The sequence below is a fragment of the Faecalibacillus intestinalis genome, from assembly GCF_003024685.1.
GTDB classification, from domain to species: Bacteria; Bacillota_I; Bacilli_A; order Erysipelotrichales; family Coprobacillaceae; genus Faecalibacillus; species Faecalibacillus intestinalis.
In genome coordinates, this window is record NZ_PYLQ01000028.1 from 14,793 (window position 1) to 27,591 (window position 12,799).

A 12,799-nucleotide genomic window follows, 5' to 3' on the forward strand; every position below is an offset into this window, starting at 1 on the left:
TATAATTATCCTATGGAGGGATAAGAATAGTATGAAAAAGTTAATGAAGTTAATGTGCGTATTTGCACTTGTATTTGTTGCTGGATGTGGTGCTTCTTCATCAACAGATGAACAAAAGGAAGTTGTAACAAACTTTTTTGATTATGTAAAGGAATGCGACATTACAAAACTTAAAAAGGTAGCGAGTGAAGATGTTTTATCAGAAATGGATCTTGAAAAAATGGAAAAAGAATTAAGCCAATATACTGAAGAAGAATATGGTAAAGTTTTTGTTGATGAAACAAATAAATTCAAAAAAGCTATTTTCAAAGATTTATTTACAGATATCAAAATTAAAGATATCAAAGCAGATGGGGATAAAACAACAGTTAAAGTGACAGGAAAACAAAAAGATTACTCACAAGTATCTTTTGATCAAAGTGAATTAAACACAACTGCACAACAATATGTAGAAGAACATCAAGATGAACTTGCTAAAGTCTATCAAGAAGAAGGTCTATCAGCATATCAAATTAAAGTATATGATGGTATTGCACCTATTCTTTATCAAAGCATGACAGAAACATATAAAAGCGCACCTACTGAAAAACTAACAGCAACATTTACTTTAGAAAAGAAAAATGACAAATGGATCATTACAGGTATTGATGAATAAAAGATAAGCAATCATAAGATTGCTTATTTTGTTTTATGGTAATATTTGTTATAATGAATTTTGGAAAGTGAGGTCGTTATGAGTCGTTCTAATTCAATTGTTAAACAAGCATCAATTTTAGCACTTGCAGGAATTTTAGTTAGAATCATTGGGCTTTTATATCGTAGCCCTTTAACTGCGATGATTTTAGACGAAGGAAATGGGTATTATTCAACAGCTTATAATATTTATGCGTTAGTTTTACTTATTTCATCGTATAGTATTCCTACAGCTATTTCTAAATTGATATCAGAGAAGATTGCTTTAAAAGAATATAAAAATGTTAAAAGAATATTAAAATGTGTATTTATCTATGTTTGTGCCATTGCTGGGAGTGCAGCAATTTTATTATTTATCTTGGCGCCATTCATTGTGGATGTTAATGCTGTTCCTGCACTAAGGGTCTTATGTCCAACAATTTTTTTATCGGGCTTATTAGGAGTATTTAGAGGATATTTTCAAGCACATAAAACAACGGTTTATACATCTGTTTCACAAATCATTGAACAAATCTTTAATGCAGTTGTTGCATTGCTAGCTGCATATATTTTTATTCAACCATATCTTGGTGTAGATGCAACAAAAGTAGGATCATATGGTGCTGCTGGTTCTGCAATTGGAACAGGGGCTGGTGTTTTAGTTGGTTTGATCTACATGATTTTTATGTATTTAAAAAAGAAAAATACTTTTGTAGAAGAAAAAGATGAAGAAGCGAGTGAACGAGTAGATTCGTATCAAGAAATTTTTAGAATGATCATGCATATTATTGCACCCATCATTCTAGCAACTTGTGTATATAATTTAGTCACTACGATCGATATGTATATTTTCTATTTTGCTCAATCATTTCATCATATTGATAAAATTACTTATATTTCAAATTATGGTGTTTATGCAGGAAAATATGTTGTTTTACAAAATGTGCCAGTTGCTCTAGCTTCAGCGATGTCTACAGCTTCTATTCCTTCTATTTCATCTGCTTGGGCACTTGGAAATGTTAAAGAAGCAAAAGTACATATTACATCTGGGCTATCAGTAACAATGTTGGTTTTAATTCCAGCGGCAGTAGGAATGGCAGTATTATCTTATCCAATCATGGGTGTTTTATTTCCTCAAAAAGAGACAATTATGACAGCTACATTATTGCTTGCTTTAGGATCTCCAGCGATTATCTTTTATGGTTTATCAACACTTACAAATGGGATTTTACAAGCTTTAGGAGAAGTGAATGTTCCATTAAGAAATGCAGCATTTTCACTTGTCTGTCACATCATCATTATTGCGTTATTATTGTTTATTACACCTTTAGGGGTTTATGTTTTAGTGCTTGGTAACTGTACATATGCGCTTCAAGTATGTTATTTAAATCAAAAAGCTTTACGTCAAAAAATAGGCTATAAACAAGAAATAAAAAGAACTTATGTGATTCCTTTATTAGCTTCATTGGTTATGGGAGCGATTGTTTTAGGTGTTTATTATGGTTTATTTACACTTACTCATAGAGTCTTTTTACCTCTTATTTTATCTGTTGTTGTAGGCGTATTTGTTTATTTTATAATGATTATGTATATTTATTGGGAACATCCAGCTTATTTGTTTGAAATTCCTTATATGAAAACACTTTATTATAAAATTAAGAGAATAATGAAAAAATAAACGATTTTTGAAATACAAAATCGTTTTTAAATCCAATTTTTTGATGTATTTTTTGAAATATGACAAACTTATTGTTTTAATTTATGTTAAAATGATAAGCAATGGGGGTTATAATATGCATTATAAAGCAGTAAAAGGAATTTTATCTAATGATAATACAATGAATTTATATAGGGGATGTCAACATGGCTGTATTTATTGTGATTCAAGAAGCAAGTGTTATCATTTTGAACATGACTTTGAAGATATAGAAGTTAAAGAAAATGCGCTTTCTTTATTAGAAAATGGTTTAAAACATAAAAGAAAGAAATGTATGATTCAAATGGGATCTATGTGTGATCCATATATGCCTTTAGAAAAAGAATTAAAGCATGTACAAAAAGCTTTAGAACTTATTGAACAATATCATTTTGGAGTAACACTTATTACGAAGTCAGACTTAATTTTAAGAGACCTGGAACTTTTAAAGAAAATTAACCAACAAACAAAATGTGTTGTTCAAATGACGCTTACAACATTTGATGAAAATTTATGTCAAAAGTTAGAACCAGGTGTTTGTACAACTCAAAGAAGAATAGAAGTATTAAAAGAACTCCATAAAAATGGGATTCCCACAATTGTTTGGTTAACACCAATCTTGCCTTTTATTAATGATAGTCAAGAAAATATTTTAAAGATTTTAGAAGAATGTCATGAAGCAGGAGTTAAAGGAATTATTTGTTTTGGTATGGGAGTTACGTTAAGAGAGGGAAGCAGAGAATATTATTATAAGCAACTAGATCGGTTATTCCCTGGTATGAAAGAAAAGTATCAAATGACGTATAATGATCAATATACGCTTAATAGCCCGCATAATAGGGATTTAATGAATTTATTCTTTAAAAAATGCCAAGAATATCAAATGATGTGTAATTACTTAGAAATATTTGAATATTTACAAGAATTTGAAGAAAAAACACCAATAAAAAAGAAAGATATTCATGACTTTGAACAACTTTCTTTATTCTAAAAAGATGGAAAACCATCTTTTTATTTTACAATTTTTTGATAAACTTCATCTAAATCAACATCTTGACTATGATCATTAAATTCAATAACAAGTTCTTTTTCATCATATCGAGGTAAAATATGAACGTGGAAATGATGAACGGTTTGACCTGCAACTTCATTTGTATTTGTTAAAATATTCAATCCCTTAGCGTTTAGTTTTTCAACGATTTGTTTAGCTAATTTTTGAGTGACTTGCATTACATGAGCCAATGTTTGTGCGTCAACTTCAAGAATATTTTCAAAATGTTTTTTAGGAATAACAAGGGTATGTCCATAAGTTGCTTGTGATAAATCTAAAAAAGCAATACATACATCATCTTCATAAATGATTTTTCCAGGAATTTCTTTATTAATAATTTTACAAAAAATACAGTTACTCATTTTCTTTTCCTCCATAGCTCTATTTTAAAACAAAAAAAGAATAAGGTCGAGACCTTATTCAAAATAATCTTTAGAAGATTTTTTTATTTTCTTTTTGATTGATGGTTCATAAACATCAAAGTTATACTTTCTTAAATAAGAAGTTTCACATTTTGTAGAAAAATTAGAAATAGAAGTTAAACTTTTTTTAATTTCATCTTTTAAATTTGATTTATCCGTATTGTAAACCCAAACAATTGCATATTTAGATTCAGATGTTTTAATTGCTTTTGCATAAATACCATCTTTTGTAAATTTATCTAATTTTTTAATGATTTTAGAATCAACACTACTTGATTCTTTTGTAACTAAACCAGCATCTGTTCCACTATTTTCATTAAAATAATTTGTGAAAGATTCTTCGCTTGTACAATCTTTAATAATTTTTAAAGCTTGTGATTCAGTATCAATCGTAAAATATTTAAGATATTTTACTTTATATTCTTTAACTAAACTTTTGAAATTATCTTCAACATATTTTTCTTGAAGAAGTTGAATTTTTGCATTAGGTTCTAAAATTTGTTTTACAAAATCGTCTTCACTTTCATAGCCAGCATCTTTAGCGTAAGTTTCTAGATCACTTGTACCAGCATATTGAAGGTATTGTTGTTTTAATTCTTCAACTTTAGAATTAATAGCATCTTCGTCAGTGATTTCTTGATCAGCTACATAATTGATAGCACTGTTTAAAGTCATATTTAACCCATCATTATCTAAGAAATATTCATAAAGATCATCTTTAGTAATTGTTACATCACCTGTTTTAACAACTGCTGAATCACCATCTTTTACATGGGTTACATAGGAATCATCTTTTTTGTTAAAGCTTTTATAAAGACCATAACCACAACCACCAATAAGACAAATACATACGATAATAACTAATAATCTATATTGGTAAAGCTTATCTTTTAATGAATTCATTAGGCTTCACCTCTTTCTGTTTTTCTTTCTTCTAAGGCTTTATTAACAACTTCTTGAACGATTTTTTTAATATCTTTATCTTTATAATTGATTTTATAAGAATTATAGACAACATATTGTAAATAATCATCATAAGCTAATAAAGGAGAATCAATATCAGTTTTCTTTAATTCTTTCTTTAAAGTTTTTTTATCAGTACTTGTTACTTTTACAAAATAATATCCATTATCACCAGTAATAACATCAGAAACTTGTCCTTCACTTAATGCTTCAATAGCATTAAAGACATCTTTACCATAACTATTAGCAATACCAGAAGTATCTTTACTATCAACGATACCTAATGATCCTTTTTTACTTGAAGTAGAATCATTAGAGTAATCTTGAGCAATATCTCCAAATGATTTATCCGTATTACTGATTAATTCTTTAACTTCATTTAATTTAGAAGTTTCATCATCTGTAGGTGAGCTTGTATCAGATACAGAAATTTTAATTAAACTTACATATTTTGGAGCACATTGTTGATAGTAATCATTAAAGACATCATCAAAATGATCATCAATATAATCTAATAAGAAATTAGCATATTGAATTTGTTTGATCATTTTTTGACGATATTCAGATAAATTCTTATATCCTGCAGATGTTAAAGCTTGATTTAATGAATCTTTATAGTTATCACCATAATTAGATTTATATGCTGATTTAATTTGTTTAATAATTGTAGCAGCATCTTCTTTCATATCATCGTTGACAGGGAATTTTTGATCAACTAAGTTTTGTAATACAGCATTAAAGACTGTTGAATTATTACTTGAATTATCAATAATATCTTTATATAAATTATCAGCAAAGATATTTTTTGTTTTATTTCCTTTTTCTAAAGATGCAACAACGTATTTTGAATCAACTTTTTTTGCTGATGAAGTTGTACATCCAGTCAAAAGGCAGCTACTTACAAGTAATAAGGCAGCACATTTTTTTAATTTCATAATTTTCCTCCTTCTTGTAGACTTAAAAAGTATACTATTTTTTCCCACTTATTTCAATATTATGGGCAAAAACACACGGTCAAACATATTTATTACATAATTTATACTAAAAGGATATAAGGGAGGGGTTTATATGAAGTGTGAAAATTCTTTTACGCTTGTTTTAGTACTTTTTATTTTATTAGTGATTATTTGTAATATGTTATAAAAAATGCTTAGCAATTTGCTAAGCATTTTTAGGTTGAGGATTATGTTGACGATAAACACGATAACTGATTTTAATAGTAACAAGAATAGGCATTGCGATGATCATTCCCCATGCACCAAACAAAGTTGAACCAGTTAAAATACCAAATAATACCCACATAATCGATAAATCGATTTTTGATGAATATATTTTTGGTTGAATGACATAAGGAACAACATTTGATTGAATAAAAATCAGTACAAATAAAATAATAAGTTTTGTTGTCCCCATCGTAATTGAAGTGACAATTCCAAGTAAATTAGCAACAATTGGACCTACATAAGGGATTACCGAACTGATAGCTGAGAAAATACCAAGTAAGATCCAGTTTGGATGACCAATAACCAAATAGACAAAAGCTGTTGTAAGACCTTGAATAAGAGCACTTAAAGCAAAAGCTTCAATATATTCAATTAAAGAAATATTGATTTCCTTTAAATAAACAGGTAAGTTTTCATCAAATTTTCCTGCAAAATGATTAATTGCAATTCTTATACTATCAAATTTTATAGACATATAGATTGCAAGGATTGAATAAATCAAGCCGTTTCCAATTTTTACAATAACAGAATTTAAAACATCAAACGTTGTATTAATAACTGTCATATCTTGTAAAAGTTTCGCTGCTTCTGTTTGAATATAAGTTGTTATTTCAGAAATATTGAAGCCTAAATGACTTTGTACAAAGCGCGAAATAAAAATCAAACCGTCTTCAAAAGCAGGATAGAGATCTGTTACGCTATTAATTACAAGTGGAATTGCTAGTGATAAAATAAGTATTAAACAAGCAATGATTCCTACATAAACAATAATTAAAGATAATCCACGATTTTTTACATATTTTTGTACCCATTCAATAAGCGGATTTAAAACATAAGCGATTGCAAATGCTACAAAGAATGGTTTTATAATCTTCCAAAAAATACTAAAAGCGCCACCCCATACTTCTTTTGTAATATCTAATAAAAGAACGATCAAAAATAAAATAAGTAAGTTTAACAGGGTTTGTGTAATTTTTTTAGATGATATGACTTGAAATAAAGATTTCAGAAATTTCACATTATCACTCCTTTTGTTTAAATAATATACCATATTTTGGATATAATATAAATTGTTAATACAAAAGATTATCACATTGATTGTTTTTTTTTTGACATTTTAGTAAAATGTTGTGGGTAGAAAGGGGCTTGATTTATGTCAACTTTAAAAATAGAAAATTTACATGTTTGTATTGATAATAAAGAAATACTAAAAGGAATTGATTTAACAATCAATACAGGAGAAATACATGCATTAATGGGACCTAATGGTAATGGTAAATCAACATTGCTATCAGCTATCATGGGAAACCCTAAATACCAAGTAACAGAGGGAAGTATTTACTTGGATGGACAAAATGTTTTAGAAATGTCAGTCGATGAAAGATCGAAAGCAGGAATCTTTTTAGGAATGCAATATCCTCAAGAAATTCCAGGAGTTGTCACTTCTGATTTTTTAAGAGCTGCACTCAATGCTCATCAAGAAAAACCAGTATCTTTATTTAAATTTATTAAAGAATTAGATAAAAATATTGCTGATTTAAAAATGGACGAAAATTTAGCACATCGTTATTTAAATGAAGGTTTTTCTGGTGGAGAAAAGAAAAGAAATGAAATTTTGCAAATGAAATTATTAAAACCAAAATTTGCATTATTGGATGAAATTGATTCTGGTTTAGATGTTGATGCTTTAAAAATTGTTTCTGAAGCTATAAATGATATGAAATCAGATTCATTTGGTTGTGTGATGGTTTCACACTATGAAAGATTATTTGAACTTGTATCACCTAGTCATGTTCATATATTAGTAGATGGAAAAATTGTATTAAGTGGAGGACAAGAATTAATAGATCGTATTGATAAAGAAGGTTATCGTTGGGTTAAAGAACTAGGTTTTGATTTTGAAACTGAAGAAAATAAACAACCTATTGTTTTAGGTAGTTGTGGAAATAAGGTTAAAGCTAAATAATGAGTCGATTAGTAGATATTGATAATTATCTTGTTTTAGAAAATGGAACAATCAAAGAAACATCTTTTAAACAAGATATTCAAATTCAAAATCAAACTTTAATGATTAATGAAGATGCAAAAGTACAAATTATTTATAAGACAACAGAAGAAGGAACTTATCAATTTAATATTGAAATTAAAGATCGTTTACATGTAGATCTTGTAGAAATGTATGAAGCATCAAAGTCTTGTTCTTATACAAAAAATATAAAAATCAATGAATCAAGTGAAGTTTTAAGATATGTTGAAAAAAATAGTCATCAAAATATTCAACTTGATTTAGATGAAAATGTTGATGTTTATAAGTATGCAAGAGTGTCTTGCGCTTATGTAGAATTAACAGATTATACAACTTTATCAAAAATAAAATATCGTTTACTTGAAGAGGAAGCAAGTGTTAAACTTCGTTTAGCTTCTTTAAGCAAAGAAAAAGAAAATAAACATTATGAAATGACTTTAGAACATTTAGCACCACATACATATGGTGATATGGATAACTATGGTATTGTTAAATCAAAAGCAAGTTTAATTATTGATGGTGTGGGACGTATTTATAAAGGTATGTCTGGATCAGATACACATCAAACAAATAAAATTATTGTTTTTGATGAAGGGTGCAAAGCACAAGCTAATCCGTATTTATATATTGATGAATATGATGTTAAAGCAAGCCATGGAGCAAGTGTTGGAAAGATTGATGAAGATCATCTTTATTATTTAATGTCTAGAGGTCTTTCTAAACAAGATGCTATGCATCTAGTCACTTATGGTTATTTCTTACCTGTTTTAGAATTTATCAGTGTAGAATCTTTAAAAGAAAGATTTTCAGATGTTTTGAAAGAAAAGGTGGGACTATAATGTTAGATGTTTTAAAAATTAGAGAAGATTTTCCAATGCTTAAAAAGACTATGCATGGAAAACCTCTTATTTATTTAGATAATGGGGCAACAACTTTAAAACCTCAATGTGTGATTGATAGTGTTTGTGATTATTTAACAAATTATTCTGGAAATGCACATCGTGGAGATTATGACTTATCACATGAAGTAGATACAAAATTTGAATATGTAAGAAGTATTGTTGCTGATTTTATTCATTGTAAACCAGAGGAAGTTGTTTATACTTATGGTTCTTCAGATAGTTTGAATATGGTAGCTTTTGGTTATGGAGTGACACATTTAAAAGAAGGAGATGAAGTATTGATTACTCTTGCTGAACATGCAAGCAATACGCTTCCTTGGTTTGAAGTGGCTAAACATACAGGAGCTATCATTAAATATATTGATCTAGACGAAGAAGGAAAAGTGACTTTAGAAAATGTCAAAAAAGCAGTGACTGAACATACAAAAATTATTTCACTTGCGCAAATTACAAATGTTTTAGGATATTTAGCACCAATTAAAGAAATTTGTAATTTTGCTCATGAACACGATATTATTGTTTGTGTTGATGGGGCTCAAAGTGCACCTCATCATGCTGTTGATGTTCAAGATTTAGATGTTGATTTCTTTGCTTTTTCAGGACATAAAATGTGTGGACCTACAGGAGTAGGTGTATTATATGGAAAATATCATTTATTGGAAGAAATGACACCAACACGTTTTGGTGGAGGAAGTAATGCAAGATACAATAGTTGTGGTTTAGTAAAGCTTAAAAATGCACCAACAAAATTTGAAACGGGAACACCTAATATTGAAGGGGTCATTGGTCTTGGTAGTGCCATTGAATATTTACAAAATATTGGTATGAAAAATATTGAAGAACATGAAGCAATGCTTAGAAAATATGCCGTTGAAAAGATGAAAGAATTAGATAACATTGAAATTTACAATGAAAATGGTGTTGGAGCAATTGCTTTCAATATTAAAAATGTTTTTTCTCAAGATGGTGCATCTTTATTTAATACGTATGGAATTGCCATTCGTGCTGGTCAACACTGTGCAAAAATATTAGATGAATATTTACATGTTTCACAAACATTAAGAGCTTCATTCTATTTCTACAATACAAAAGAAGAAATAGATCAGTTTATTGAAGTATGTAAGAAAGGGGATGACTTTTTAGATGCCTTCTTTGGATAATATGATGCTTCGTCAAATTATTATGGATCATTATGAAAATCCACGTAATCATGAATTAGTTGAAGACGATAGCTATAAAAAAGTCAATATGGATAGTGAAACTTGTATTGATAATATTGATATACAAGCAAAAATAGAAAATGGAGTGATTGAAGATATTCGCTTTGATGGAGAAGCGTGTGCGATTTGTACATCAAGTACTTCTATTATGACAGAATTATTAATTGGTAAAACAATTGATGAAGCAAGGGTTATTATTGAAAATTATATGAATATGATTTTTGAAAAAGATTATGATCCTGAAATATTAGAAGAAGCGATTGCTTTTTATAACACTCATAAACAGGCCAATAGAATTAAATGTGCAACTCTTGGATGGAAAGGAATTACACAATTAATTGATGAAAGTGAAAAGGAGGAAACTCATGGAAAATGATGAAACTATGATTCCTGATAAAGATGTGTCTGTTTTTAAAACACCTAAAGGAATTAATGAAGATATCGTTAGAGAAATCTCTGCCATTAAAGGTGAACCTGAATGGATGTTGGAATATCGTTTAAAAGCACTCGATTGTTTTTTGAAAAAGCCAATGCCTACATGGGGTGTCGATTTAAGTAGAGTAGATTTTGATGAGTATACGTATTATATTAGACCTTCTGACAAACAAACAAATAAATGGGAAGAAGTCCCTGAAACGATTAAAGATACTTTTGATAAACTAGGGATTCCTGAAGCAGAACAAAAATATTTATCAGGGGTAACAACTCAATATGAATCAGAAGTGGTTTATCATAATATGTTGAAAGAAGTTCAAGAAAAAGGTGTTATTTTCTTAGATATTGATAGTGGTTTAAGAGAATACCCAGAATTATTTAAAAAGTATTTTGATACAGTTATTCCTTATAATGATAATAAGTTTTCAGCTTTAAATGGAGCTGTTTGGTCTGGGGGATCATTTATTTATGTACCACCAGGAGTAAAACTAGAAAAACCTTTACAATCTTATTTTAGAATCAATTCTGAACAAATGGGACAATTTGAAAGAACATTGATTATTGTTGATAAAGGTTCTGATATTCATTATGTAGAAGGATGTACAGCACCAAATTATTCAAAAGATTCATTACATACAGGAGTTGTTGAAATTGTTGTTTTAGAAGGGGCTAAATGCCGTTATACAACAATTCAAAACTGGTCTAATAATATCTTAAACTTAGTGACACAAAGAGCGAAGGTTTATAAAAATGGACAAATGGAATGGGTCGATGGAAATATTGGTTCTGCTGTTACAATGAAATATCCAACTTGTGTTTTAATGGAAGAAGGAGCGAAAGGTTCTTGTATTACAATTGCTGTTGCTGGAGAAAATCAAATTATGGATTCTGGAGCTAAAATGATTCATTTAGCACCAAATACTTCAAGTAGTATTGTTTCTAAGTCAATTGCTAAAAACGGTGGTAAAACAAACTATCGTGGGTTAGTACAACATAATCCAAAGGCAATCAACGCTAAAAGTAAAGTTGAATGTGATACATTGATCTTAGATCAAATTTCAACAAGTGATACAGTGCCAACAAACTATGCTAGAAATAATGATTCTTTAATTGAACATGAAGCAACTGTTTCTAAAATTTCAGATGAACAACTTTTCTATTTAATGTCTAGAGGTCTTTCTAAAAAAGATGCGACAGAAATGATTGTTATGGGATTTATTGAACCATTTTCAAGAGAATTACCAATGGAATATGCTGTTGAGTTAAATCAATTGATTAAAATGGACTTTGGTGAAAATGGAATTGGATAAAAAACAATTACGTAAACAATTGATACAAATGAGATTGGCTTTTGATGATTATCAAAAACAATCTCATTTCATTATAGAAAAGTTAAAAAAAGATCCACGTTTCATTAAAAGTAAAAAAATAGGAATCTATTTATCTTATAAACATGAAGTGGATACTTGGAAATTAATTGAAGAATTTAAAACTCAAAAAGAATTTTATGTTCCCATAGTTCGCGGTAAAGAAATGTATTTTACTTTATATCAAGATAAAATGATAAAAAATAAATATGGTATTGATGAACCGATAGATAAACAAGAAATTAATAAAGAATTTCTTGATTTAATGATTGTTCCACTTGTAGGTTATGATGCAAATTGTTATCGTTTGGGCTATGGTGGAGGTTATTATGATCGATATCTTAAAGATTTTAATGCACCAACAATAGGACTGGCTTATTCATTTCAATATATTGAGCATTATCAATCTGAAGATTTTGATATTCCATTAGATGATATTATAACTGATAAAAAAATATGAAAAAAATGTAAAAAGCTGTTGACGTAAGGGAATAGAGATGTTATTATAAGTGGGCACTAGTCAAGGAGGCTTAGCTCAGTTGGGAGAGCATCTGCCTTACAAGCAGAGGGTCAGCGGTTCGAGCCCGTTAGCCTCCACCATTAAAAAATAGTGTTTAAAATAAATAAAATGCCGGCTTAGCTCAATTGGTAGAGCAACTGACTTGTAATCAGTAGGTTGAGGGTTCAAGTCCTTTAGCCGGCACCATGATGGAGAGGTAGCGAAGTGGCTAAACGCGGCTGACTGTAACTCAGTTCCTTTTGGTTCGGTGGTTCGAATCCACTCCTCTCCACCATCTATCTAATGAATGGGGTATAGCCAAG

The 12,799-nt window shown here is 29.0% G+C and carries 14 protein-coding genes and 3 tRNA genes; 13 read left to right on the plus strand and 4 right to left on the minus strand.

Features of this window, described 5'->3' with window-relative positions; genetic code table 11:
• The first annotated feature begins 31 nt into the window (after positions 1-31).
• The 3 genes from C7U54_RS13335 (at position 32) to C7U54_RS13345 (ending at position 3,359) form a co-directional block, all read left to right on the plus strand.
• Positions 32-655 carry a nuclear transport factor 2 family protein gene (locus C7U54_RS13335; RefSeq protein WP_022002261.1) on the plus strand — a complete coding sequence of 208 codons (624 nt, stop codon included), beginning with the start codon at positions 32-34 and terminating at the stop codon, positions 653-655.
• 78 nt (positions 656-733) lie between these two features.
• Complete coding sequence (locus tag C7U54_RS13340) at positions 734-2,350, plus strand: putative polysaccharide biosynthesis protein (RefSeq protein WP_022002260.1); 1,617 nt, start codon at positions 734-736, stop codon at positions 2,348-2,350.
• A gap of 115 nt (positions 2,351-2,465) precedes the next feature.
• A complete protein-coding gene (locus C7U54_RS13345; protein WP_022002259.1) occupies positions 2,466-3,359 on the plus strand; it encodes an SPL family radical SAM protein in 894 nt (297 codons plus the stop codon).
• Positions 3,360-3,379: 20 nt separating this feature from the next.
• Here the strand turns inward: C7U54_RS13345 and C7U54_RS13350 are convergent, their stop codons facing one another.
• The 3 genes from C7U54_RS13350 to C7U54_RS13360 are packed head-to-tail and all read right to left on the minus strand — an operon-like array spanning position 3,380 to position 5,739.
• A complete protein-coding gene (locus tag C7U54_RS13350; RefSeq protein ID WP_107030616.1) occupies positions 3,380-3,781 on the minus strand; it encodes an HIT family protein in 402 nt (133 codons plus the stop codon).
• A gap of 54 nt (positions 3,782-3,835) precedes the next feature.
• A complete protein-coding gene (locus C7U54_RS13355) occupies positions 3,836-4,744 on the minus strand; it encodes a peptidylprolyl isomerase PrsA family protein (RefSeq protein ID WP_107030617.1) in 909 nt (302 codons plus the stop codon).
• Positions 4,744-5,739 (minus strand): peptidylprolyl isomerase, encoded by a 996-nt coding sequence (locus tag C7U54_RS13360; protein ID WP_022002256.1) that lies wholly within the window; start codon positions 5,737-5,739, stop codon positions 4,744-4,746. The genes C7U54_RS13355 and C7U54_RS13360 overlap by 1 nt, the downstream gene beginning before the upstream one ends.
• A gap of 133 nt (positions 5,740-5,872) precedes the next feature.
• Here C7U54_RS13360 and C7U54_RS15635 point away from each other — a divergent pair, with 133 nt between their 5' ends.
• Complete coding sequence (locus C7U54_RS15635) at positions 5,873-5,947, plus strand: YjcZ family sporulation protein (protein ID WP_081919121.1); 75 nt, start codon at positions 5,873-5,875, stop codon at positions 5,945-5,947.
• Positions 5,948-5,965: 18 nt separating this feature from the next.
• Here C7U54_RS15635 and C7U54_RS13370 read toward each other — a convergent pair whose 3' ends face one another.
• Positions 5,966-7,045, minus strand: a complete 1,080-nt coding sequence (locus tag C7U54_RS13370; RefSeq protein ID WP_022002255.1) for an AI-2E family transporter — start codon at positions 7,043-7,045, stop codon at positions 5,966-5,968.
• A 135-nt stretch (positions 7,046-7,180) separates the two neighbouring features.
• Here C7U54_RS13370 and sufC point away from each other — a divergent pair, with 135 nt between their 5' ends.
• The 9 genes from sufC to C7U54_RS13415 all read left to right on the plus strand — a co-directional run bounded on the left by sufC (position 7,181) and on the right by C7U54_RS13415 (position 12,771).
• The gene (gene sufC, locus C7U54_RS13375; protein WP_107030618.1) at positions 7,181-7,993 is read left to right on the plus strand and encodes a Fe-S cluster assembly ATPase SufC; all 813 of its coding nucleotides are present in this window, start codon (positions 7,181-7,183) and stop codon (positions 7,991-7,993) included.
• The gene (locus C7U54_RS13380; RefSeq protein ID WP_107030619.1) at positions 7,993-8,892 is read left to right on the plus strand and encodes a SufB/SufD family protein; all 900 of its coding nucleotides are present in this window, start codon (positions 7,993-7,995) and stop codon (positions 8,890-8,892) included. The genes sufC and C7U54_RS13380 overlap by 1 nt, the downstream gene beginning before the upstream one ends.
• Positions 8,892-10,115: an aminotransferase class V-fold PLP-dependent enzyme gene (locus C7U54_RS13385; RefSeq protein WP_107030620.1), complete on the plus strand. Its 1,224-nt coding sequence runs from the start codon at positions 8,892-8,894 to the stop codon at positions 10,113-10,115. Before C7U54_RS13380 ends, C7U54_RS13385 begins: the two co-directional genes overlap by 1 nt.
• Positions 10,099-10,551: a Fe-S cluster assembly sulfur transfer protein SufU gene (gene sufU / locus C7U54_RS13390; protein WP_032091421.1), complete on the plus strand. Its 453-nt coding sequence runs from the start codon at positions 10,099-10,101 to the stop codon at positions 10,549-10,551. The genes C7U54_RS13385 and sufU overlap by 17 nt, the downstream gene beginning before the upstream one ends.
• On the plus strand, positions 10,541-11,920 hold the full coding sequence (gene sufB, locus C7U54_RS13395; RefSeq protein ID WP_022002250.1) for a Fe-S cluster assembly protein SufB: 1,380 nt from the start codon (positions 10,541-10,543) through the stop codon (positions 11,918-11,920). The genes sufU and sufB overlap by 11 nt, the downstream gene beginning before the upstream one ends.
• Positions 11,913-12,437, plus strand: coding sequence for a 5-formyltetrahydrofolate cyclo-ligase (locus C7U54_RS13400; RefSeq protein ID WP_107030621.1), 525 nt, complete (start codon positions 11,913-11,915; stop codon positions 12,435-12,437). The genes sufB and C7U54_RS13400 overlap by 8 nt, the downstream gene beginning before the upstream one ends.
• A gap of 64 nt (positions 12,438-12,501) precedes the next feature.
• Positions 12,502-12,577: transfer RNA gene (locus tag C7U54_RS13405), tRNA-Val, on the plus strand.
• Between the two features lie 30 nt (positions 12,578-12,607).
• Positions 12,608-12,683, plus strand: a tRNA-Thr gene (locus C7U54_RS13410).
• A gap of 4 nt (positions 12,684-12,687) precedes the next feature.
• Positions 12,688-12,771: transfer RNA gene (locus tag C7U54_RS13415), tRNA-Tyr, on the plus strand.
• Positions 12,772-12,799: the final 28 nt, after the last annotated feature.